Source organism: Pseudomonas shahriarae, assembly GCF_014268455.2.
Lineage (GTDB): Bacteria > Pseudomonadota > Gammaproteobacteria > Pseudomonadales > Pseudomonadaceae > Aquipseudomonas > Aquipseudomonas shahriarae.
Window position 1 is genome coordinate 1904194 of record NZ_CP077085.1, and the last position, 21460, is coordinate 1925653.

25 protein-coding genes are annotated in these 21460 nt (G+C 61.5%); 24 read left to right on the forward strand and 1 reads right to left on the reverse strand.

Annotation, left to right across the window (positions count from 1 at the left end; translation table 11 throughout):
• Nucleotide 1 precedes the first annotated feature (1 nt).
• The 24 genes from HU773_RS08570 to HU773_RS08685 all read left to right on the forward strand — a co-directional run bounded on the left by HU773_RS08570 (nt 2) and on the right by HU773_RS08685 (nt 20130).
• Entirely contained in the window at nt 2–1990 is a 1989-nt protein-coding gene (locus HU773_RS08570) for a heme lyase CcmF/NrfE family subunit (RefSeq protein WP_186625967.1), read from the forward strand.
• Nucleotides 1987–2523, forward strand: coding sequence for a DsbE family thiol:disulfide interchange protein (locus tag HU773_RS08575; RefSeq protein WP_115127674.1), 537 nt, complete (start codon nt 1987–1989; stop codon nt 2521–2523). Before HU773_RS08570 ends, HU773_RS08575 begins: the two co-directional genes overlap by 4 nt.
• The gene (locus tag HU773_RS08580; RefSeq protein WP_057438827.1) at nt 2520–2993 is read left to right on the forward strand and encodes a cytochrome c-type biogenesis protein; all 474 of its coding nucleotides are present in this window, start codon (nt 2520–2522) and stop codon (nt 2991–2993) included. Before HU773_RS08575 ends, HU773_RS08580 begins: the two co-directional genes overlap by 4 nt.
• Nucleotides 2986–4179, forward strand: a complete 1194-nt coding sequence (gene ccmI, locus HU773_RS08585; protein WP_057958961.1) for a c-type cytochrome biogenesis protein CcmI — start codon at nt 2986–2988, stop codon at nt 4177–4179. Before HU773_RS08580 ends, ccmI begins: the two co-directional genes overlap by 8 nt.
• Nucleotides 4180–4195: 16 nt before the next feature.
• Nucleotides 4196–4591, forward strand: a complete 396-nt coding sequence (locus HU773_RS08590) for a flagellar basal body L-ring protein FlgH (protein WP_057958962.1) — start codon at nt 4196–4198, stop codon at nt 4589–4591.
• 365 nt (nt 4592–4956) lie between these two features.
• Nucleotides 4957–5775, forward strand: coding sequence for an iron-containing redox enzyme family protein (locus tag HU773_RS08595; RefSeq protein ID WP_186625968.1), 819 nt, complete (start codon nt 4957–4959; stop codon nt 5773–5775).
• 25 nt (nt 5776–5800) lie between these two features.
• A complete protein-coding gene (locus HU773_RS27620; RefSeq protein ID WP_081044206.1) occupies nt 5801–5968 on the forward strand; it encodes a rubredoxin in 168 nt (55 codons plus the stop codon).
• Nucleotides 5969–6562, forward strand: a complete 594-nt coding sequence (locus HU773_RS08605) for a LysE family translocator (protein ID WP_057958964.1) — start codon at nt 5969–5971, stop codon at nt 6560–6562. It begins immediately after the preceding gene.
• 435 nt (nt 6563–6997) lie between these two features.
• A complete protein-coding gene (gene phnC / locus HU773_RS08610) occupies nt 6998–7831 on the forward strand; it encodes a phosphonate ABC transporter ATP-binding protein (protein WP_057438830.1) in 834 nt (277 codons plus the stop codon).
• Between the two features lie 32 nt (nt 7832–7863).
• Entirely contained in the window at nt 7864–8865 is a 1002-nt protein-coding gene (gene phnD, locus HU773_RS08615) for a phosphonate ABC transporter substrate-binding protein (RefSeq protein WP_057958965.1), read from the forward strand.
• Nucleotides 8866–9114: 249 nt separating this feature from the next.
• Entirely contained in the window at nt 9115–9897 is a 783-nt protein-coding gene (phnE, locus tag HU773_RS08620; RefSeq protein ID WP_032859104.1) for a phosphonate ABC transporter, permease protein PhnE, read from the forward strand.
• A 36-nt stretch (nt 9898–9933) separates the two neighbouring features.
• On the forward strand, nt 9934–10638 hold the full coding sequence (phnF, locus tag HU773_RS08625) for a phosphonate metabolism transcriptional regulator PhnF (RefSeq protein WP_057438832.1): 705 nt from the start codon (nt 9934–9936) through the stop codon (nt 10636–10638).
• Nucleotides 10639–10649: 11 nt separating this feature from the next.
• A complete protein-coding gene (gene phnG / locus HU773_RS08630) occupies nt 10650–11087 on the forward strand; it encodes a phosphonate C-P lyase system protein PhnG (protein ID WP_057438833.1) in 438 nt (145 codons plus the stop codon).
• Nucleotides 11087–11677 (forward strand): phosphonate C-P lyase system protein PhnH, encoded by a 591-nt coding sequence (phnH, locus tag HU773_RS08635; RefSeq protein ID WP_169876547.1) that lies wholly within the window; start codon nt 11087–11089, stop codon nt 11675–11677. Before phnG ends, phnH begins: the two co-directional genes overlap by 1 nt.
• Complete coding sequence (locus tag HU773_RS08640) at nt 11677–12753, forward strand: carbon-phosphorus lyase complex subunit (RefSeq protein WP_115127681.1); 1077 nt, start codon at nt 11677–11679, stop codon at nt 12751–12753. Before phnH ends, HU773_RS08640 begins: the two co-directional genes overlap by 1 nt.
• The gene (locus tag HU773_RS08645; protein ID WP_057438836.1) at nt 12746–13588 is read left to right on the forward strand and encodes an alpha-D-ribose 1-methylphosphonate 5-phosphate C-P-lyase PhnJ; all 843 of its coding nucleotides are present in this window, start codon (nt 12746–12748) and stop codon (nt 13586–13588) included. Before HU773_RS08640 ends, HU773_RS08645 begins: the two co-directional genes overlap by 8 nt.
• On the forward strand, nt 13549–14358 hold the full coding sequence (phnK, locus tag HU773_RS08650) for a phosphonate C-P lyase system protein PhnK (RefSeq protein ID WP_120734408.1): 810 nt from the start codon (nt 13549–13551) through the stop codon (nt 14356–14358). Before HU773_RS08645 ends, phnK begins: the two co-directional genes overlap by 40 nt.
• Nucleotides 14355–15077, forward strand: a complete 723-nt coding sequence (phnL, locus tag HU773_RS08655) for a phosphonate C-P lyase system protein PhnL (protein WP_120732262.1) — start codon at nt 14355–14357, stop codon at nt 15075–15077. The genes phnK and phnL overlap by 4 nt, the downstream gene beginning before the upstream one ends.
• The gene (locus HU773_RS08660) at nt 15067–16212 is read left to right on the forward strand and encodes an alpha-D-ribose 1-methylphosphonate 5-triphosphate diphosphatase (RefSeq protein ID WP_057438838.1); all 1146 of its coding nucleotides are present in this window, start codon (nt 15067–15069) and stop codon (nt 16210–16212) included. Before phnL ends, HU773_RS08660 begins: the two co-directional genes overlap by 11 nt.
• On the forward strand, nt 16212–16778 hold the full coding sequence (gene phnN, locus HU773_RS08665; RefSeq protein ID WP_186625969.1) for a phosphonate metabolism protein/1,5-bisphosphokinase (PRPP-forming) PhnN: 567 nt from the start codon (nt 16212–16214) through the stop codon (nt 16776–16778). The genes HU773_RS08660 and phnN overlap by 1 nt, the downstream gene beginning before the upstream one ends.
• Nucleotides 16769–17518, forward strand: a complete 750-nt coding sequence (gene phnP, locus HU773_RS08670; RefSeq protein WP_057958969.1) for a phosphonate metabolism protein PhnP — start codon at nt 16769–16771, stop codon at nt 17516–17518. The genes phnN and phnP overlap by 10 nt, the downstream gene beginning before the upstream one ends.
• Before the next feature lie 121 nt (nt 17519–17639).
• Nucleotides 17640–17828 (forward strand): type II toxin-antitoxin system HicA family toxin, encoded by a 189-nt coding sequence (locus HU773_RS08675; protein ID WP_057438840.1) that lies wholly within the window; start codon nt 17640–17642, stop codon nt 17826–17828.
• A 24-nt stretch (nt 17829–17852) separates the two neighbouring features.
• Nucleotides 17853–18257 carry a type II toxin-antitoxin system HicB family antitoxin gene (locus HU773_RS08680; RefSeq protein WP_057438841.1) on the forward strand — a complete coding sequence of 135 codons (405 nt, stop codon included), beginning with the start codon at nt 17853–17855 and terminating at the stop codon, nt 18255–18257.
• Between the two features lie 358 nt (nt 18258–18615).
• On the forward strand, nt 18616–20130 hold the full coding sequence (locus tag HU773_RS08685; protein WP_178118158.1) for a M10 family metallopeptidase C-terminal domain-containing protein: 1515 nt from the start codon (nt 18616–18618) through the stop codon (nt 20128–20130).
• Between the two features lie 23 nt (nt 20131–20153).
• Here the strand turns inward: HU773_RS08685 and HU773_RS08690 are convergent, their stop codons facing one another.
• The gene (locus tag HU773_RS08690) at nt 20154–21350 is read right to left on the reverse strand and encodes an MFS transporter (RefSeq protein ID WP_057438842.1); all 1197 of its coding nucleotides are present in this window, start codon (nt 21348–21350) and stop codon (nt 20154–20156) included.
• Nucleotides 21351–21460: the final 110 nt, after the last annotated feature.

The following is a 21460-nucleotide window of genomic DNA, read 5'->3' on the forward strand; positions in this document are numbered from 1 at the left end:
AATGACCTCTACATTGTTTGTTCCCGAGTTGGGCCAATTGGCGATGATCCTCGCCCTGTGCTTTGCCATCGTCCAGGCCATCGTCCCGCTGCTGGGCGCCTGGCGCGGCGACCGGCTGTGGATGAGCCTGGCGCAGCCCGCCGCCTGGGGCCAGTTCGCGTTCCTGGCGTTCGCCTTCGGTTGCCTGACGTACGCGTTTATGACCGACGACTTTTCCGTCGCCTATGTGGCCAGCAACTCCAACAGCGCCTTGCCCTGGTACTACAAGTTCAGCGCCGTGTGGGGCGCCCACGAAGGCTCCCTGCTGTTGTGGGCCCTGATCCTCGGCGGCTGGACCTTTGCCGTGTCGGTGTTCTCCCGGCAGTTGCCGCAAGTCATGCTGGCGCGGGTGCTGGCGGTGATGGGCATGATCAGCATCGGCTTTTTGCTGTTCCTGATCATGACCTCCAACCCGTTCGAGCGGATCCTGCCGCAGATTCCCATGGACGGTCGCGACCTCAACCCGTTGCTGCAGGATATCGGCCTGATCGTCCACCCGCCGATGCTGTACATGGGCTATGTGGGCTTCTCCGTGGCCTTCGCCTTTGCCATCGCCGCCTTGCTCGGCGGGCGTCTCGACGCCGCCTGGGCGCGCTGGTCGCGGCCATGGACCATCGTCGCCTGGGCCTTCCTCGGCATCGGCATCACCCTGGGCTCGTGGTGGGCCTATTACGAACTCGGCTGGGGCGGCTGGTGGTTCTGGGACCCGGTGGAAAACGCCTCCTTCATGCCCTGGCTGGTGGGCACGGCGCTGATCCACTCCCTGGCCGTCACCGAAAAACGCGGCGTGTTCAAGAGCTGGACCGTGTTGCTGGCCATTGCCGCCTTCTCCCTGAGCCTGCTGGGCACGTTCCTCGTGCGTTCCGGCGTGCTGACCTCGGTGCACGCGTTCGCCGCCGACCCTGAGCGCGGTGTGTTCATCCTGATCTTCCTGCTCTTTGTAGTCGGTAGTTCGCTGACTCTGTTTGCCCTGCGCGCGCCGGTGGTCAAGAGCCACGTCGGCTTCAACCTGTGGTCGCGGGAAACCCTGCTGCTGGGTAATAACCTGGTGCTGATCGTTGCGGCCTCGATGATCCTGCTGGGCACTTTGTATCCGCTGGTGCTCGATGCCCTGACCGGCGCCAAGCTGTCGGTCGGCCCGCCGTACTTCAACGCATTGTTCATCCCGTTGATGGGCCTGCTGATGGTGGTAATGGCCATCGGCGTGCTGGTGCGCTGGAAAGACACCCCGGTCAAATGGCTGCTGGGCATGTTGATCCCCGTGCTGCTGGGCAGTGCTGCACTGTCGGTGGTTGCCGGGATTGCCTACGGCGACTTCAACTGGGCAGTGCTCGCCACCTTTATGCTCGCGGCCTGGGTGTTGCTGGCCGGCGTGCGCGATATCTTCGACAAGACCCGGCACAAGGGCCTGATCAAAGGCCTGCCCACCCTGACGCGCAGCTACTGGGGCATGCAGATCGCGCACATTGGCATCGCCGTGTGCGCCCTGGGCGTGGTGCTGTCCAGCCAGAACAGCGCCGAGCGCGACCTGCGCCTGGCCCCTGGCGAGTCCATGGACCTGGCCGGCTACCAGTTCGTCTTTGAAGGCGCCAAGCACTTCGAAGGGCCGAACTTCACCTCCGACAAAGGCACCGTGCGTGTGCTGCGCAACGGCAAGCAAATCGCCGTGCTGCACCCGGAAAAACGCCTGTACACCGTACAGAGCTCGATGATGACCGAAGCCGGGATCGACGCCGGGTTCACCCGTGACCTGTATGTCGCCTTGGGCGAACCCCTGGGCGAGGGCGCCTGGGCCGTGCGGGTCCACGTCAAGCCGTTTGTGCGCTGGATCTGGTTCGGCGGCCTGCTGACCGGCTTCGGTGGTTTGCTGGCAGCGATGGACCGGCGTTACCGGGTCAAGGTCAAGAGCCGGGTGCGTGAAGCCCTCGGCATGCAGGGAGCTGCGGTATGAAGCGTTGGTTGATGGTATTGCCACTGGCGGTGTTTCTGCTGGTCGCGGTGTTTTTGTATCGCGGCCTGTACCTAGACCCGGCCGAGCTGCCGTCGGCGATGATCGGCAAGCCGTTCCCGGCGTTCTCGTTGCCTACGGTGCAGGGCGATAAAACCCTGACCCAGGCAGACCTGATCGGCAAACCGGCGCTGGTCAACGTGTGGGCCACCTGGTGCATCTCCTGCCGCGTGGAGCACCCGGTGCTGAACAAGCTGGCGGAGAAGGGCGTGGTGATCTACGGCATCAACTACAAGGACGACAATGCAGCGGCCTTGAAGTGGCTGGCGGAATTCCACAACCCATACCAATTGGACGTGCGCGATGAAGACGGCAACCTGGGCTTGAACCTCGGCGTCTACGGTGCCCCGGAAACCTTCTTTATCGACGCCAAGGGCGTGATCCGCGACAAGTTCGTGGGGGTGATCGACGAAGTGGTCTGGCGCGAACAACTGGCGGCCAAGTACCAGGCCCTGGTGGACGAGGCCAAGCCATGAAGCGTTGGTTGACCGCCGCAGTACTGGCCCTGGGCCTGGTGGGCGTGGCCCATGCCGCCATCGACACCTACGAGTTTGCCCGCGATGGCGACCGTGAGCGTTTCCGCGAGCTGACCAAGGAACTGCGCTGCCCCAAGTGCCAGAACCAGGACATCGCCGACTCCAACGCACCGATTGCCGCCGACCTGCGCAAAGAGATTTTCCGCATGCTGGGCGAGGGCAAGGACAATCAGCAGATCATCGACTTCATGGTCGATCGCTATGGTGATTTTGTCCGCTACAAGCCGGCGCTGACCAGCAAGACCGCCTTGCTCTGGTTTGGCCCCGCCGCCCTGTTGCTGGGTGGCCTGGTGGTCATGGCCGTGATCGTCCGCCGTCGCCGTGCGGCGCCTACCGATGGTTCTGATGCGCTATCTGCCCAAGAGCGCCAACGCCTCGACCAACTGCTGGACAAAAAAACTGATGATTGATTTCTGGCTCGCAGCTGGCCTGCTGCTCCTGGTTGCCTTGAGTTTCCTGTTGATCCCGGTGTTGCGCGTACGTCGCGCCCAGCGTGAAGAAGACCGCACCGCGTTGAACGTCGCGCTGTATCAGGAACGTGTTGCTGAACTGCAAACCCAACAAAGCGAAGGCGTGCTCAACGCGGCGCAACTCGATACCGGCCGCGCCGAAGCCGCCCGTGAATTGCTGGCCGATACCGAAGGCGTGGAAAAGCCCCGCGAATCGCGCCTTGGCAAGCCGCTGCCACTGCTGGCCGCCGTGCTGGTGCCGGTGTTGGGCCTGGGGCTGTACTTGCATTACGGCGCCATCGACAAGGTTGAACTGACCCGCGAATTCGCCCAGCCGCCGGTATCCCTTGCCGACATGACCCAGCGCCTGGAACGGGCTGCGGCGGCGCAACCGGATTCTGCCGAAGGCTTGTACTTCCTGGGTCGCGCCTACATGGCCCAGGATCGTTCGGCCGACGCGGCCAAGGTCTTCGAGCGCACCGTGGCCCTGGCCGGTCGCCAGCCCGAGTTGCTCGGGCAGTGGGCCCAGGCGCAGTACTTTGCCAACAACAAACAGTGGTCGCCGCAGCTTCAGGCCCTGACTGACGAAGCGTTGAAACTCGACCCGAAGGAAGTCACCAGCCTTGGCCTGTTGGGCATCGCCGCCTTTGAAGGGCAGCGTTACCAGGAAGCCATCGACTACTGGAACCGTCTGTTGGCCTTGTTGCCGGAGAAAGACAACTCCCGCTCAGCGCTGCAAGGCGGCATCGACCGCGCGGCCGAGAAGTTGAAAGAGGGCGGCGGTGCCGTCGCGCCAATTGCCAAGACCGCCGTGATGAAAGTACGCGTGGACCTGGCGGCCGACGTCAAAGCCCGCGCTCTGCCGACTGACAGCGTATTCATCTTCGCCCGCGCCGTTTCCGGCCCGCCAGCGCCATTGGCCGCCAAGCGTGTCACCGTGGCCGACCTGCCGGTGACCGTCGAACTGGGCGATGCCGATGCGATGATGCCGCAGTTGAAACTGTCCAACTTTCCCGAAGTCCAACTGGTTGCGCGCATCTCACGGGCCGGTCAACCGACTGCCGGCGAGTGGATCGGCCGCAGTCAACCCCTGGCCAGCAGCACCACCGCGACCCAGCAGTTGACCATCGACAGTCCGGATCAATAATTTCGAGGAAATCCCCATGACCGCCATCGCTCGTATCACCCTGCTCAGCCTGGTCTTGGGCTTGAGCGCTTGCGCGGTCCATCGGCCACCTCCAGCCCCTACGGGCCCGACCATTCCACCGTCGGGCCCCTCGACCCAGCCGGCAACCAAACCTTCCGGCCCGGTCACCGCCCCCGCCAAGCCCTTGCCCAGCAAGTCCCCAACCTTCGCCCCACCCCCCGGCGCTGCCAGCCACTGGGACGGCAAGATGCAGGTGTACGTGCTGGACGAGCAACCGGACACCTTCTACCGCCAGCGCACCTACTACCGCTGGAGCAACGGCTGGAGCCGCTCCATCAGCCCGAATGGGCCATGGGAAGAGACGAATGTGCAGGGCGTACCGCCGGGGTTGAGCAAGCAGTACGCAAAATGAACTGTCTGTGAGTGATCGTTCCCACGCTGCGTGGGAATGAGTTCCTAAAGGCGACCTTTGAACGGTCGCCTTTTTTATGATTGTTTTTGGTGTTGCTTAATTTGTTGTAGGAATTACCCTTCGCTAAAATAGGAGTTTTCTTTGTTTGTCCTGCGAATAGTCTGTGGGAGTAGATTTATATATTAAACGGAATTGTAGTCTTGGATTTTTTTGTTTTGGAAAGAATGGCTCTGGTTCGCCTGTTTTAGCGGGATGAGAAATATTTCTTCGCTTGGTTGACATTTTTTCTACGTGGATAATAATTTTTATATGGAGGTAAGGGGGTAATGGATTTATAAACTTAGGGTGTGCAGAGGGAGTCAAGTATGAATATTGAGTCTTCGTCCGAGTTTGGATCTGCCAAAAGAACTGATAAGAACGAAATATATAGAGTATGTGAGGCTGGATATAACGAAATTGCCAGTGCAATCATCAGGCACGGCGCACTTCGAGAGCTTGAAAGGTTTGGTGAGATCCTTTCTGCCCAACCCTTGAGCCATGAGGGACTGGCCACGTTCTTTGGAACCCTATGGGCGTTTTTCAAAGATGTCCCAGCCGGTATCGTGGCATTGGCTGCACGGGTTACAGATGAGTGGATCAAGGAAGATAGATGGAATGGAACTGCGAAAGCTGCTCATATTCTCTACGCATCTGTGGACGAGTATGGGTTACATCAACATAACAAACATATGCTGCCAACCCATCACCAGATGTTCAAGGCGCTGACGACCCACTTGGGTTTATCTGATGCTGAATTATTCAACCCTCACTACATTCTTCCGGAGGGTACCGCCATGGGAAATAACACCTATCGATCGTACCGCTCTGAACTTTTAGGCGAGGCATTGGGTTTTCATCTCGCATCGGAGATGACGTCGTCGCGGGAGTTTCAGTATTTTCTCAAAGGGTTTCAGAGGTACGCAGCCTCCTATGGTTTAAGGGGTGAAGATGACCCGGTCCTGGCCTTTTTTGCTATTCATTGTGAAGTCGAACCTATGCATGTAGCGACAGGGCGAGAAATAATAATTTCTTATTTGGAAAAAAATCCAAGTATTGCTCCGCAAGCGATGCGCGGGGCAATGGCCTTTATGGATGGATTTGAACATATGTTTGCTGCGTTGAATCAACGCCTGACGATTGTTTGAATTAATAAGTTCAAGGGTTTTCGCTATGTCAAAATCTTACGAGTGTCAAATTTGTCACTATGTTTATTCGGAGCTTACTGGGGAGCCCTTAGCTGATGTAGTGGCTGGGACAACTTGGGAGCAGATAGGTGAGGACTTTAAGTGCCCGCATTGCCATGCAAATAAAAAAATGTTCAGGGAGGCTTTGGAGTAGGTGCAAGAAATTCTGAGTTCTGCGGCGTTTGCCACAATTTTATCGCTAAGTTTTGGACCCGTAGCCTTCATTATTTTTAGGCAGTCCATCACCCATGGCCTACGTAGCGCAGTACCCGGAGCATCAGGTGCGGCGGTTGCAGATGCAGTGTTTGCAGCCGTCGCCTTTACAGGCTTGAAGACAGTCGAAGGGGTTTGGTTGGCAAACAGTCACCTATTAACGTGGTTGGCGATTGCTTATATTTTTTACCTGGGTGCGATGACTTTCAAAAGACACCTCTCACCAAAACAGGTGAAGAGCGCGGCGGGTTTTATCCCTGTTTTCTTGCTGACGTTGACCAGTCCTTTCACCATCGTTGCGATTTCTTCTTACGCCATTGCCAGTGGGATTACCCTTCAAGGGTATGGACTTTACTGGTGTTTAATCGGCTTTCTGGCTGGTTCATTTCTAGGCCAGATGGTTTATGCCGTGGGGGGCGGGCTTATCAAAAAGCGTTTGCCCGACCCTCCGAACCTAAGCTTGTTCAACCGGGTCAGCGGGGGCCTCCTGATGGGGTTTTCGGTATACCAGGGGGTTCGTATTTTGGTTGGATGACCGAACCTTTTCCTGTCGCCTTTTTTATGACTTGAACTCCAATCCAAATGTGGAAGACCGAACTCCAGGACCCCGGTGCACCCGAAGGTGCCCCGCGCACAGCCGCCATATAGCTGCGTGAAAAAGGGCGACGACCGAGGAATGGAGACCTGGCAGGGCTGGGCCCTCCTGCGTACAGCTCGCCCAGCATGATGTGTGCCTGTTAAATGATGAGCCGTAGGGAAAGTCCTGTTTTGATCATTCCCACATGGAGCATGGGAGCGATCCTCATCTGCATGGGAATTGTCCTTCAGTTGTTCCAACCTTTCATAAAACTTTCATCAAACCGCCCTCCTGCAGTCATGTGCAAGTCATAGCCCTGACACCTCCCGCGCCTACTGTCGTTTGAACTCAAACGCAGCCACGCAAGGCTGTTCAAACCAGACAGAGAAGCCCATGACTCCCGCTATCCATGTCGATCGCCTGAACAAGACCTTTGCGAAGAAAACCGCGCTGGTCGACCTCGAACTCACCATCGCCAGCGGCGAGATGGTCGCCCTGATCGGTGCATCCGGTTCCGGCAAGTCCACGTTGTTGCGCCACCTTGCGGGGCTGGCCTGTTGCGACAAGGGCAACGGCGGCAGCGTCAAGGTGCTGGGCCGAGAGGTGCAGGCCAGTGGGCGGTTGAATGGCAAGGTGCGGCGGTTGCGCGCGGATATTGGCTATATCTTCCAGCAGTTCAACCTGGTCAATCGCCTGAGTGTGATCGACAACGTGCTGCTTGGTTGCCTGGGCCGCATGCCGCGCTGGCGCGGCAACCTCGGGTTGTTCAATGCCGAGGAAAAGCAATGTGCCATGGAGTCCCTGGCGCGGGTTGGCCTGGCGGACCTGGCCCAGCAGCGGGCCTCGACCCTGTCCGGTGGCCAGCAGCAGCGCGTGGCGATTGCCCGGGCCTTGACCCAGCGTGCCGAAGTGATCCTGGCCGACGAGCCGATTGCCTCCCTGGACCCGGAGTCGGCGCGCAAGGTCATGGAGATCCTCGCCGATATCAACCGCCGCGACGGCAAGACCGTAGTCGTGACCCTGCATCAAGTCGATTACGCCATGCGTTATTGCCCACGGGCCGTGGCGCTCAAGGGCGGGCGCATTCATTTCGACGGGCAGGGCCGCGAGATGAGCAGCCAGTTCCTCAACGATCTGTACGGTGCCGACGTCGACACCAGCCTGATGTTTTCCGAGCCGCCGCGCCGTTCCGAACTTCCCCAGCGCCTGGCCCTGGCCCGCGCTTGAACCTCCATTCACGATCCCTAGGAGTCGCCTGTATGTTGAACCGTATCGGTCATGTTTTCCTGTCTGCCGTGTTGTTGGCCAGCGTCGCCTTGGGCAATGCCCAGGCCGCTGACAAGGCCATCAACTTCGGCATCATGTCCACCGAGTCTTCGCAGAACCTCAAGAGCATCTGGCAGCCGTTCCTCGATGACATGCACAAGAAGACCGGCCTGACCATCAACGCCACCTTCGCCTCCGACTACGCTGGCCTGATCCAGGGCATGCGCTTCAACAAGGTCGATGTGGCCTGGCTCGGCAACAAGGCAGCGATGGAGGCGGTGGACCGCTCCAACGGCGAGATCTTCGCCCAGACCGCTGCCGCCAATGGCGCCGCCGGCTACTGGAGCCTGCTGATCGTGCGCAAGGACAGCCCGCTCAACTCCGTCGAAGACATGCTCAAGAACGCCAAGAACCTGACCTTCGGCAATGGCGACCCAAACTCCACCTCCGGCTACCTGGTGCCGGGCTACTACGTGTTCGCCAAGAACAACGTGGATGCCGGCACCGCCTTCAAGCGCACCCTCAACTCCAGTCATGAAGTCAACGCACTGAGCGTGGCCAAGGGGCAGTTGGACGTGGCTACCTTCAACACCGAAAGCTGGGACCGCCTGGAAGTGACCCAGCCGGACAAGGCCGCGCAACTCAAGGTGATCTGGAAGTCGCCGCTGATTCCTGCCGACCCGATGGTGTGGAGCAAGGCCCTGACTGACAGTGAGAAGACCAAGATCCGCGATTTCTTTGCCAACTACGGTGACACCGAGGCAGAGAAAGCGGTGTTGAAGAACATGCAGTTGGGCAAGTTCCTCGCGTCCAACGACGACCAGTTGCTGCCGATCCGCCAGTTGGAGCTGTTCAAGCAGCGCACCACCGTTAGCGCCGACAGCAAGTTGGCCGAGGCGGATAAAGCCAAGAAGCTGGCGCAGATCGACGCCGACCTGGCCACGCTGCAACAGCGCCTGAGCGAGCTGGACAAGAAACCCGACGCCAACGGCTAACCCCCTGTTGGAGCTGGGCCTATGTGGGAGCGGGCTTGCCCTGATGCCGGTCAGTTAAGCGAACGCAATGCTCAAAGCAACGAAGATCAAATGTGGGAGCGGGCTTGCTCGCGAAGACGTCGGCCCAGCAAGCATTGATGTTGACTGACCCACCGCTTTCGCGAGCAAGCCCGCTCCCACACACACATAGCTCCCACACAAGCGGGTTCCCCCATAGGCCCCCGCTCCAGTAATTATCGAGAGTGATCCATGACGACCTTGCACGCTGAAGCCGTGGGTAAAAGAACCTGGCCGCAATACCTCGGCTGGGGCCTGTTCCTGGTGCTGCTGGCCTGGGCCTGGAAAGGCGCGGAAATGAACCCGCTGGCGCTGTACCGCGATTCGGGAAACATGGCGACCTTCGCCGCTGACTTCTTCCCGCCGGACTTCCACGAGTGGCGCTCCTACCTCAAGGAAATGATCGTCACCGTGCAAATCGCCCTGTGGGGCACGGTGCTGGCGATTGTCTGCTCGGTGCCCCTGGGCATCCTCTGTGCCGACAACATCACGCCCTGGTGGATTCACCAACCCCTGCGCCGGGTGATGGATGCCTTTCGCTCGATCAACGAAATGGTGTTCGCCATGTTGTTCGTGGTGGCGGTCGGCCTTGGTCCGTTTGCCGGGGTACTGGCCCTGTGGATCAGCACCACCGGGGTACTCGCCAAGCTGTTTGCCGAAGCCGTCGAGGCCATCGATCCCGGCCCCGTGGAAGGTGTACGCGCCACCGGTGCCAGCGCCTTGCAAGAGGTGATCTACGGCGTGATCCCGCAAGTCATGCCGCTGTGGGTGAGCTACGCGCTGTACCGCTTCGAGGCCAATGTACGCTCGGCGACGGTGGTGGGCATGGTCGGCGCTGGCGGCATCGGCGTGATCCTGTGGGAGAACATCCGCGCCTTCCAGTTCGTACAGACCTGCGCGGTGCTGCTGGTGATCATCGTGGTGGTGAGCCTGATCGACGTGCTGTCCCAACGCCTGCGCAAGCGGTTTATCTGACCTTGGAGGGGTGCCTGCGGGCGCTTTTTTTAAAGCATGCAGTTGTCTAGACAAGATGAGCCGGTGTACCGCGAACTCGCCGATATCCTGCGCCGTGAACTCAGCGGCTACCAGGCCGGGGAGTTCCTGCCGGGCGAAGTGCAGTTGGCCGAACGCTTTGGCGTCAACCGCCACACCCTGCGCCGCGCCATTGATGAGCTGGTGTTCGAAGGCAGCCTGCTGCGCCAGCAGGGCAAAGGCACGCAGGTGCTGGACCGGCCGCTGATTTACCCGATGGGCGCCGACACCGCCTACAGCCAATCGCTGTCGGCCCAGGGCCATGGCGTGCAGGCGCTGCTGCTCAAGCGCCGCTACTGCTACGCCAGCCGCGAAGAAGCGCAGCACCTGGGCATCGCCGAAATGGCACCGATGATCGAGCTGCAAACCCTGCGCAAGCTCGACCAGCAGCCCGTCAGCCTGATCCGTCATCGCTACTGCGCCAGCCACGCGCCGTTGCTGGCGGATTACAACGGCGGCTCCCTGCGTCAGTACCTGCGCGAGCGCGACCTGCCGTTGACCCGCACCCAGAGCCTGATCGGTGCGCGCTTGCCCAACCGCGACGAAGCCGCGCTGCTGATGATGCCCCGGCATCTGCCGGCACTCACGGTATTCACCCTTTCCCGCGATCGCGATGGCCGCCCGGTGGAGCTGGCGCAGTCCACCAGCCGTTCGGATCGCTTCCAGTACCAGGTGGTGACTTGATGGAGACCCCGATGAATCTGTCCCCGCGTCAGCATTGGATTGGCGTACTTGCCCGCGCCCAGCTCAATGAACTGCAACCCCACGAAGCGGCATTGAAGGACGCCGAGTACCAACTGATCCGCGCCCCGGAAATCGGCATGACCCTGGTGCGTGGGCGCATGGGTGGCAATGGCGCGCCGTTCAACGTCGGTGAAATGACGGTGACCCGCTGTGTGGTGCGCCTGGCCGATGGCCGCACCGGCTACAGCTACCTGGCCGGGCGCGACAAGGTCCACGCCGAACTGGCGGCCCTGGCCGATGCCCATCTGCAAAACGCGCAACCGAGCCCGTGGCTCAGCGATTTGATCAGCGCACTGGCCCAGGCCCAAGCCCGGCGCCGCGCGCAAAAAGAAGCCGACACTGCGGCGACCAAGGTCGAGTTCTTCACCCTGGTGCGAGGAGAAAACTGATGCACGCTCAATTATTGCAGCCGGCGTTTGTCGACCCGGTGCTGGATGCCCAGCGCAGTTTTCGCGCGGCGCTCAAGGCCTTGGCCGAACCGGGTTTGATCCAGCACCTGCCGGCAGCCCCACACCTCGATGGCCTGGCGCCCGCCACCTATGCCTTGTGCCTGGCGCTGCTGGATGTCGACACGCCGCTATGGCTGGCACCGGCGTTCGACACGCCACTGATCCGCGCCAACCTGGCCTTCCACTGCGGCTGCCCGTTGGTTGCGCGTCGGGAGGAGGCCGCGTTTGCCTTGCTCGGCGAGCCGGACCTGCTCGACCTCAGCGGCTTCGATCACGGCAATGATCGCTACCCCGACCAGTCCTGCACCTTGCTGGTCCAGCTTAGCGACCTGGAGGCCGGGCGCGCCTTGCTCTGGCGCGGCCCGGGCATCCAGGCCCAGCGCCGGGTGCAGGTGCCGGTGCCGTCGGCTTTCTGGTTGGAGCGCCAGCGCCGCGAGGCCTTCCCCCGTGGCCTGGACGTGTTGTTCAGCGCCGGCCATCACCTGCTCGGCCTGCCGCGCAGCAGCCGCATCACACAGGAGCACGCCTGATGTACGTAGCCGTCAAGGGTGGCGAACAGGCCATCGACAATGCCCACCGCCTGCTGGCGAAAAAACGCCGGGGCGATACGGCGGTTCCCGAACTGAGTGTCGAGCAGATCCGCCAGCAACTGCCCCTGGCCGTGGCGCGGGTGATGAGTGAAGGCTCGCTGTACGACGAAGAACTGGCGGCACTGGCGATCAAGCAGGCGGCGGGGGACCTGGTAGAAGCGATCTTCCTGCTGCGCGCCTACCGCACCACATTGCCGCGCTTCAGCCCGAGCCTGCCGATCGACACCGCGCAGATGTCGTTGAGCCGACGGTTGTCAGCCACCTTCAAGGACGTGCCCGGCGGCCAGTTGCTCGGCCCGACCTTCGATTACACCCATCGCCTGCTGGATTTCGCGCTGCTGGCCGAGGGTGAGTATCCAGGCCCGCAGACCACGGCGGATGCGCGCCTCGAACCGTGTCCACGGGTGCTGGGGTTGCTGGCCAAAGAGGGCTTGATCAAGCACGAAGCCGACGACCACGCCAGCGTCGCCGATATCACCCGCGACCCGCTGGAGTTCCCTGCCAGCCGTGCCGAGCGCCTGCAGGCCCTGGCTCGCGGCGATGAAGGGTTTCTGTTGGCGCTGGGCTATTCGACCCAGCGTGGCTATGGGCGCAATCACCCGTTTGCCGGGGAGATTCGCATCGGTGAAGTCGAGGTATGGGTCGATCCTGAAGAACTGGGCTTTGCCATCTGCCTGGGCAGCATCGAAGTCACCGAGTGCGAGATGGTCAACCAGTTTGTCGGCTCGGCCACCGAGTTGGCGCAGTTCACCCGCGGCTATGGCCTGGCGTTCGGGCATGCCGAGCGCAAGGCCATGGGCATGGCTCTGGTGGACCGCTCGCTGCGTGCCGAGGAGTACAGCGAAGAGATTGTCTCGCCGGCCCAGCGCGAAGAATTCGTGCTGGCCCACTGCGACAACGTTGAGGCCGCCGGTTTTGTCTCGCACCTCAAATTGCCTCACTACGTGGACTTCCAGGCCGAACTGGAACTGATCCGCAAACTGCGCCAACCGGCCGAGGGCACCCGCCATGAATGACGCCGCCTACAACTTCGCCTACCTCGACGAACAGACCAAACGCATGATCCGTCGCGCCTTGCTCAAGGCCGTGGCGATTCCCGGTTACCAAGTGCCGTTCGGTGGTCGCGAGATGCCGCTGCCCTATGGTTGGGGCACCGGCGGCATGCAATTGACGGCGGCGATCCTCGGTGCCGACGACGTGCTCAAGGTCATCGACCAGGGCGCCGACGACACCACCAACGCCGTGTCCATCCGGCGCTTTTTTGCGCGCACCGCCGGTATCGCCACCACCGAAGCCACCCCCGACGCCACAGTGATCCAGACCCGCCACCGCATCCCGGAAACCCCGCTGCAGGCCGGGCAGATCATGGTCTACCAGGTACCGATCCCCGAGCCGCTGCGCTTTATCGAGCCCTCGGAAACCGAGACCCGCACCATGCACGCCCTCAACGACTACGGGGTGATGCACGTAAAACTCTACGAAGACATCGCCACCTTCGGCCATATCGCCACCGCTTATGCCTACCCGGTGATGGTCGACGAGCGCTATGTGATGGACCCTTCGCCGATCCCCAAATTCGACAACCCGAAACTCGACATGAGCCCGGCGCTGATGCTGTTCGGTGCCGGCCGCGAAAAGCGCCTGTACGCGGTGCCGCCGTACACCCAGGTCAGCAGCCTGGACTTCGAGGATCACCCCTTTGAAGTGCAGACGTGGGACCACCACTGCGCCATCTGCGGTAGCCATGACTCGTTCCTCGATGAACTGATCCTCGACGACGCCGGCACCCAGAGTTTTGTGTGTTCCGACACCTGGTACTGCGCCCAACGGGTCAAGGAGAACAACCAGTGAGCCAGCCCTTATTGCAAGTGCGCGACCTGTCCCTGTTGTACGGCCTGGAGAAGGGCTGTCAGGACGTGAGTTTTGATCTGTACCCCGGTGAGGTGCTGGGGATTGTCGGCGAGTCCGGTTCGGGTAAATCCACCTTGCTCTCGCTGCTGAGCGGGCGCTTGCCGCCCCAGGCCGGCAGCGTCGGCTATCGCAGCAAGGACGGCGAATGGCTGGACCTCTACAGCGCCAGCGAAGCCGAACGCCGCACTTTGCTGCGCACCGAATGGGGCTTCGTTGAACAGAACCCCCGCGACGGCCTGCGCATGGGCGTGTCGGCCGGCGCCAACATTGGCGAGCGCCTGATGGCCCAGGGCGTGCGCAATTACCAGCAACTGCGCGGCGCCGGCCTGGACTGGCTGGGCCAGGTGGAGATCGACCCGCAGCGCATCGACGACCTGCCGCGCACCTTCTCTGGCGGCATGCAGCAGCGCCTGCAAATCGCCCGCAACCTCGTTTCCAGCCCGCGCCTGGTGTTTATGGATGAGCCCACCGGTGGCCTGGACGTGTCGGTGCAGGCGCGCCTGCTCGACCTGCTGCGCGGCCTGGTACGTGAGCTGGACCTGGCGGTGGTGATCGTCACCCATGACCTGGCGGTGGCGCGCCTGCTGGCCGATCGCCTGATCGTGATGCGCCGCTCGCGGGTGGTGGAAACCGGGCTGACGGACCAGATCCTCGACGATCCACAGCACCCTTACTCTCAACTGCTGGTGTCTTCGGTATTGCAGCCATGACGAATGCCTTGATCGAGGTCCGTGACCTCTCGAAAACCTTCACCTTGCACCAGCAGAACGGCGTGGTGCTCAACGTGCTGCGCGGGGTGGCGTTCAGCGTGCAGGGCGGTGAATGCCTGGTGCTGCACGGCCAGTCCGGAGCGGGTAAAAGCACCTTGCTGCGCACCTTGTATGGCAACTACCTGCCGGCCGGGGGCAGCATCCGCGTGCGCCATGCCGGCCAATGGCTGGAGCTGGTGGGCGCTGCACCCCGGGAGGTTCTTGAGGTACGCCAGCAGACCCTGGGCTATGTCAGCCAGTTTTTGCGGGTGATCCCACGGGTCGCCTGCCTGGATGTGGTGATGGAGCCCGCGCTGGCCCGTGGCTGGACGAAGGCTGACGCCCAGGCCCGTGCCGAGCATTTGCTGGCGCGCCTGAATATCCCCCGGCGCCTGTGGCAACTGGCGCCGGGCACCTTCTCCGGGGGCGAGCAGCAGCGGGTCAATATCGCGCGCGGCTTCATGGTGGCCTGGCCGGTGATGTTGCTCGACGAACCGACGGCCTCCCTGGATGACCGCAACCGTCAGGTTGTCCTGGAACTGATCAACGAAGCCAAGGCCGGCGGTGCCGCACTGATTGGCATCTTCCATGACCGTGCCGCCCGTGAGGCGGTGGCTGACCGCCATTTGGACATGACGCCCGCTGTGATTACCGACGAGGACTACGCCGATGCCCGCTGAACAGATCCTCAGCAATGCCCAACTGGTCACTGCTGATCGTGTATTTCTCGGCAGTGTGCTGCTGCGTGACGGGGTGATCGTTGACCTCGCCGAAGGCCGCAGCCAGTTACCCCACGCCCAGGACCTGGGCGGTGATTTCCTGCTGCCGGGGCTGGTGGAGTTGCACACCGACAACCTGGAAAAGCACATGACCCCGCGCCCCGGTGTGGACTGGCCATCGACCTCGGCCGTGCTCAGCCATGATGCGCAGATCATCGCGGCCGGTATCACCACGGTGTTCGATGCGGTGTCCATCGGCGACGTGAACCCCAAGGGCAATCGCATGCAGAAGCTGCCGGCGATGCTCAATGCCATTGCCTCGACGCAGGAAGCCGGCCTGACCCGCGCCGAACACCGCCTGCACCTGCGTTGCGAGCTGTGCCACCCGGACACCTTGAGTGTGTTCCGCGATCTGGTGGAAAACCCGCTGGTGCAACTGGTGTCGGTGATGGACCACTCGCCGGGCCAGCGCCAGTTTGTGCTGGAGTCCAAGTACCGCGAGTACTACATGGGCAAATACCATTTGAATGATGAAACCATGGACGCGTTCGTGCTGTTGCAAATGGCCAACTCCAAGGCCTACAGCGACCGCTACCGCGCCGCGATCGTCGAGCATTGCCTGGCGCGTGGCCTGTCGGTGGCCAGCCATGACGACGCGACCCTGGCCCATGTCGAGGAGTCGGCGCGCTATGGAATGAACATCGCCGAGTTCCCCACCACCCTGGAAGCGGCGCGCGGTTGCCGGCAACTGGGGATGAAAGTGCTGATGGGCGCGCCGAACGTGGTGCGCGGCGGTTCCCACTCGGGTAATGTGGCCGCCGCCGGCCTGGCTGCTGAAGGATTGCTGGATATACTTTCCAGTGACTACTACCCGGCCAGCCTGTTGCCAGCGGCCTTTGCCCTGGCGGCCCAGGACAATGACTGCGATCTGCCCCAGGCGATCAAGATGATCAGCCTGGCCCCTGCACAGGCGGCGGGCATCAAGGATCGCGGGGAAATTGCCGTCGGCCTGCGTGCGGACCTGGTGCAAGCCAGGGCCCAGGGCGGGCTGCCGGTAGTCCAACAAGTCTGGCGACAAGCCAAGAGGGTGTTTTGATGGTGGGCAGGTTGATCTATCTCATCGGGCCATCGGGTTCGGGCAAGGACAGCCTGTTGGAAGCCACGCGCGGGCCATTGGCCGAGCGCGGTTGCCGCATCGTGCGACGGGTCATCACCCGTTCGGCGGAAGCGGTGGGCGAGGCCGCCCAAGGTGTGAGCCCCGCGCAATTCGCCGCGCTGCAAGCCGAGGGCGGCTTTGCCCTCAGTTGGCATGCCAATGGCCTGTCTTATGGCATTCCACGGCAGATCGACGACTGGCTGGCGGCCGGCGACGATGTGCTGGTCAATGGCTCCCGTGGCCACCTGGCGCAGACCCGCGCACGTTATCCGACGCTGTTGGTGGTGCTGCTGACGGTGGACCAGGCGGTGTTGCGCCAGCGTTTGCTGGCGCGGGGCCGTGAGTCAGTGGCAGACATCGACGCGCGCCTGGCACGCAATGCGCAGTTCAGCGACAGCCTGCAGGCTGCGCCTGGGGTGTTCCTGCTGGATAACTCCGGGCCGTTGGTGCATACCGTCGCCCGGTTGCTCGATTGCCTGGAGGAGGGGCACTCGGCATGCGCCTGACCCTGCTGGGCACCGGCGACGCCCGCCAAGTCCCGGTGTATGGCTGCGAATGCGCGGCCTGCACCCTGGCGCGCAGCGATGAACGCCTGCGCCGCCGCGAGTGCAGCGCGCTGATCGAGTGCGGTGAGCAACGCTGGTTGATCGACAGCGGGCTGACGGACCTCACCGAGCGTTTCCCGCCACGCAGCTTCAACGGCATTCTGCAGACCCACTACCATGCCGATCACGCCCAGGGCCTGCTGCACCTGCGCTGGGGCCAGGGCCTGATCATCCCGGTGCATGGCCCGGCAGACCCCGAGGGCCTGTCGGACCTCTACAAGCATCCCGGCATCCTCGATTTCAGCCAGCCCTTCGCCGAGTTCGAGACCCGCCAGTTTGGCGAACTGACGGTCACCGCGTTGCCCCTGCAGCACTCCAAGCCGACCTTGGGCTACCTGCTGCAAGGGCAGGGGCGGCGCCTGGCCTACCTGACCGACACCACGGGCCTGCCCCCGGCGACCCTCGACTGGTTGCGGCGCGAGCCTCTGGACGTACTGGTCATCGACTGCTCCATGCCACCGCAACCCCAGGCGCCGCGCAATCACAATGACCTGACCCTGGCCCTGCAATGCATCGACGCGTGCGGCGCCGAGCTTGGCGTGCTGACCCACGTCGGGCACACCCTGGATGCCTGGCTGTTGCAGCATCGCGGTGAACTGCCACCGCATGTGACGGTGGGCTGGGATGGGCGGGTGCTTTAGCTCCATGCCTGGGGCTTTTCAATATCCGGCAAAACAACCGTCAGTCTGCTCTGAAAAATCTGTGCTTGAGTAAAGGTAACTCTGGAGTTATTTTTATTCGGGCCGGAGCAAGGAGGCTGTGGTGCAAAGCAGGCTATTGATCAAGGAACTGCAAGAGGCGGGCTGGGTGTTGGATCGGGTCATGGGCAGCCATCACATTTTCACCCATCGCTATAACCCGTCCACGATACCGGTGCCCCATCCCAAGAAGGATCTGCCCTTGGGCACCGTGCGAAGTATCCGGCAGCGTGCCGGGTTGTTTTCGTTCTAGGTCGGTTTTTTCAGGAGAATATTCATGCAATACCCAATCTGTATCGAATGGGGCGATGACTTTACCGCCACCGGTATCCAGATCCCTGATATTCCAGGCGCGGTGACGGCCGGGGACAGTTTTGAAGAGGCTTACAACGCCGCCGTCGAAGTGGCTCACATCCTGTTGCAGGAGCTGGCTGGCGAAGGCCGCGCGATTCCGATGCCGACCTCGGTGGCGACGCACCACGGCAATGAGGAGTACGCCGGGATGGGCTGGGGGATGCTCGAGCTCGATATCTCGCCTTACCTGGGCAAGACCGAGAAGGTCAATGTCACGTTGCCGGGGTATGTGATCCAGCGTATTGACCGTTATGTGCGCGAGCACAAGGTCAAAAGTCGCTCGTCATTCCTGGCGGATGCGGCGCTGGAGAAGTTGGTGCGTTCTTGAAATCGGTGAGTTCGGTGGTGGGGCGTCGAAGCTAAAATGTAGAGCGGATATTTCGTGGGACGGCGAGGATTTGGATTAAGAAACGTGTGTCTTTTTTGCGTTTTCCAAGGGCCATCAGCAAGTTGAATGGGCTTTTTCAAGACGGCATAACCCTTGGGGATTGTAAGGATCCATGTGTTTTGTCAGTAAACCGAACAAGCGGCCAAAGCGTTTCAATAAGACTCAAAGCCCCGGTGGCGGGGTGATTTCCTGCATGAAAGATTAGGCACGGATGACGGGGACCGAGACGGCTTTCTGCGATGAAAGGCGGCGCAGTTGGACCCTGATATCCCAGTTATTAATCGAATCGGAGATCGCCATGAGTCAAATCAACAACACTGCTGCTCATCCTGGCTGCTGTCCTGAAGGTATGCATGGGCCGTCCAGGGAACCCATGTCTGCCCGTGGGAAACGCTCCCTCAGTACTGATCAGGTTGCCGGGCATCTTACGCGCAGCGGTACGCGTTTTAACGATCGGGACGGGGACGGCAAGACGCAGGTTTCCTACAAGCTCCAGGGGTTCACCGAGCAGCAGAAAACCTGTGCTCGCCGGGCCATGGAGGCTTGGCAAGACGTGGCCAACATCAGTTTTCATGAGAACGCCCGCAAGACGGATGGATCTATAGAGGTGTCCGGCTCCCATCGCATGGAAAGTGGCGTGGCATGGGGGCCGACACGGCACAATCCCGCGGCGAAAGCCACGATCGGTACACGGCGTGCCTCACATGCGCCCAAGGAGGGGAGTTACTTCCACACCACGATGGTTCACGAGATAGGCCATTGCCTGGGGCTGGCGCATCCCGGTGACTACAACGGTGGCGGATCGTACGAGCGGGATGCGAAGTTTGCGCAGGACACCCGGGCCGGTACGGTCATGAGTTATTGGGCGGAGCACAAGAACGCGGGTCATGACTTCAAGGGGCGGATGCCCTCGGTGCCCATGATGTATGACATCGCGGCGGTTCAGCGTCTTTATGGTGCCAACCACACTACCCGCAACACAGACACGACCTATGGGTTCAACTCCAATACCGGGCGTGACGTACTGAGCATCAAGAGCGCTGCGGACTCAGCGGTTTTTTGTGTCTGGGACGGCGGCGGTAACGACACCCTGGATTTCTCCGGCTATTCCCAGGACCAAAACATCAACCTCAATGCGCAATCATTCTCGGACGTCGGGGGAATGAAAGGTAATGTTTCCATCGCCAAGGGCGTGACCCTGGAAAATGCCGTCGGCGGTGCAGGCAATGATGTGCTGACCGGCAATGATGCAGACAATCGCCTCAAGGGGGGCAGGGGGGCAGACAAGCTGCGCGGAGGCGGCGGGGCGGACATCTTCGTCTACGACAAGGCCAGTGAATCCACGCCGCAGAACCCCGACCTGATCGAGGATTTCACCAGCGGCACCGACAAAGTCGATGTTTCTGGCGCCTTGAGAGAAGCCGGTATCAAACACCTCAACTTCTCCAGTCAATTCAATGGGCAGCCAGGCAATGCCGTGCTGGGTTATGACGCGCGTACGGGGCGTGGCAGTCTGGCGATTGATATGAACGGTAGCGGCAAACCTGACTTGCTATTGACCACTGCCGGTAAAATCCAAGCCACCGATATCGTGACGGGAGGACCGACGCCAACCCCCGGGCCCGCCCCCTTACCCACCCCGGCGCCAACCCCTGTGCCGCCCCCGACTCCGACCCCACCGCCTATGCCGGCACCCGCTCCCGCTGAATCCCTACTCGCGATCTTGACGAGTGTGCTCCAGAGTACCCTCATGCTGTTGCAGGGGCTCATTCGGTTATTTGAGAAGGGCCAGGCAGGGCAAGGGCATCGGTAGGTGAGGGTTGGCACCTGATGGGTTCAGGCTCTTACGGTCGACGCGCCCCTGGACACACTCAAGAAGCGCAGCAAGGCCACCAACGGGAACGCGCTACCCACCAGGATCACCCCAAGCCAGCCGCCGTGTTCATACACACTGCTGGCAATCGCCGAGCCAAAGGCGCCACCGATGAAGATGCTGGTCATGTACAGCGCGTTCAAGCGGCTGCGGCTGTGGGCGTCGAGGGCATAGATGGTGCGCTGGCCGAGGACCATATTCATCTGCACGCAGAAGTCCAGGACCACGCCCGTGACCATCAAGCCGATGACGCTGTAGGCCGGATGTACCAGCGCCGGTAGAAAACTCAGGGCCGCCAGCAACATGGCCAGCAACGAAGCACGGTGGGTGTGGCCGGCGTCCGCCAGGCGCCCACTGATCGGTGCTGCGATGGCGCCGAGGGCACCGACCAGGGCAAACAGGGCGATCTGGCTCTGGCTCAAGCCGTGGTTGCGTGAGAGTTCCAGGGGCACGGCGGTCCAGAACAGGCTGAAGGCAGCGAACAGGCAACCCTGGTAGAACGCCCGTTGGCGCAGCAACGGTTGCTCGCGCAGCAGAGTGGCCAACGAGCGCAACAACTGGCCATAGCTGGCGCTGTGGTCCGGCTGGCGTTTGGGCACGGTCAACAACAGCACCACGCTGATAATGGCCATCATTGCGGCTGCGGCCATGAACATCGCCCGCCAGCCGAAGTGGTCCGCCACCAGGCTGGACACCGGCCGTGCCAGCAGGATGCCCAGCAACAGGCCACCCATGATGCTGCCCACCACCCGGCCACGGGACTCGGCAGGTGCCAAGTGCGCGGCCAGGGGAATCAGGATCTGCACTGATACCGAGCTGAAGCCAATCAGCAACGACACCAACAGGAACAGGTTCGGCTCTTTGGTAAAGGCCGCACCCAACAGGCTGGCGATGGCGACCACGGTGGTGATGATCATCAGCCGACGGTTTTCCAGCAGGTCGCCCAACGGCACCAGAAAGAACAGGCCCAGGGCATAACCAATCTGGGTCAGGGACACGATCAGGCTGGCCATGGCGGGTGTCAGGCCGATGTCCGGGGCAATCAACTCAATGATCGGTTGTGCGTAGTAGATGTTGGCGACGATGGCGCCGCAGCAGAACGCAAACAGCAGCACCATGCCACGGGTCATGGTGGCGGTCGCGGGTGAGGTAGCGGTCATGGTGTTCTCGTTAAAACGGGGAAGGATGGCGTGAAGGGTAAAGGGTAGGCGAGGGAGGGGGTAAAGTGTTACTGATGATTTCAGTCATGCCTGGCATTAATGCCTTGCGC

Bases quoted from the DNA above. Each gene is read 5' to 3' on its own strand.
- HU773_RS08570 (WP_186625967.1), top strand. From the start codon at position 2: ATGACCTCTACATTGTTTGTTCCCGAGTTGGGCCAATTGGCGATGATC.
- HU773_RS08575 (WP_115127674.1), top strand. From the start codon at position 1,987: ATGAAGCGTTGGTTGATGGTATTGCCACTGGCGGTGTTTCTGCTGGTC.
- HU773_RS08580 (WP_057438827.1), top strand. From the start codon at position 2,520: ATGAAGCGTTGGTTGACCGCCGCAGTACTGGCCCTGGGCCTGGTGGGC.
- ccmI (WP_057958961.1), top strand. From the start codon at position 2,986: ATGATTGATTTCTGGCTCGCAGCTGGCCTGCTGCTCCTGGTTGCCTTG.
- HU773_RS08590 (WP_057958962.1), top strand. From the start codon at position 4,196: ATGACCGCCATCGCTCGTATCACCCTGCTCAGCCTGGTCTTGGGCTTG.
- HU773_RS08595 (WP_186625968.1), top strand. From the start codon at position 4,957: ATGAATATTGAGTCTTCGTCCGAGTTTGGATCTGCCAAAAGAACTGAT.
- HU773_RS27620 (WP_081044206.1), top strand. From the start codon at position 5,801: ATGTCAAAATCTTACGAGTGTCAAATTTGTCACTATGTTTATTCGGAG.
- phnC (WP_057438830.1), top strand. From the start codon at position 6,998: ATGACTCCCGCTATCCATGTCGATCGCCTGAACAAGACCTTTGCGAAG.
- phnD (WP_057958965.1), top strand. From the start codon at position 7,864: ATGTTGAACCGTATCGGTCATGTTTTCCTGTCTGCCGTGTTGTTGGCC.
- phnE (WP_032859104.1), top strand. From the start codon at position 9,115: ATGACGACCTTGCACGCTGAAGCCGTGGGTAAAAGAACCTGGCCGCAA.
- phnF (WP_057438832.1), top strand. From the start codon at position 9,934: ATGCAGTTGTCTAGACAAGATGAGCCGGTGTACCGCGAACTCGCCGAT.
- phnG (WP_057438833.1), top strand. From the start codon at position 10,650: ATGAATCTGTCCCCGCGTCAGCATTGGATTGGCGTACTTGCCCGCGCC.
- phnH (WP_169876547.1), top strand. From the start codon at position 11,087: ATGCACGCTCAATTATTGCAGCCGGCGTTTGTCGACCCGGTGCTGGAT.
- HU773_RS08640 (WP_115127681.1), top strand. From the start codon at position 11,677: ATGTACGTAGCCGTCAAGGGTGGCGAACAGGCCATCGACAATGCCCAC.
- HU773_RS08645 (WP_057438836.1), top strand. From the start codon at position 12,746: ATGAATGACGCCGCCTACAACTTCGCCTACCTCGACGAACAGACCAAA.
- phnL (WP_120732262.1), top strand. From the start codon at position 14,355: ATGACGAATGCCTTGATCGAGGTCCGTGACCTCTCGAAAACCTTCACC.
- HU773_RS08660 (WP_057438838.1), top strand. From the start codon at position 15,067: ATGCCCGCTGAACAGATCCTCAGCAATGCCCAACTGGTCACTGCTGAT.
- phnN (WP_186625969.1), top strand. From the start codon at position 16,212: ATGGTGGGCAGGTTGATCTATCTCATCGGGCCATCGGGTTCGGGCAAG.
- phnP (WP_057958969.1), top strand. From the start codon at position 16,769: ATGCGCCTGACCCTGCTGGGCACCGGCGACGCCCGCCAAGTCCCGGTG.
- HU773_RS08680 (WP_057438841.1), top strand. From the start codon at position 17,853: ATGCAATACCCAATCTGTATCGAATGGGGCGATGACTTTACCGCCACC.
- HU773_RS08685 (WP_178118158.1), top strand. From the start codon at position 18,616: ATGAGTCAAATCAACAACACTGCTGCTCATCCTGGCTGCTGTCCTGAA.
- HU773_RS08690 (WP_057438842.1), bottom strand. From the start codon at position 21,350: ATGACCGCTACCTCACCCGCGACCGCCACCATGACCCGTGGCATGGTG.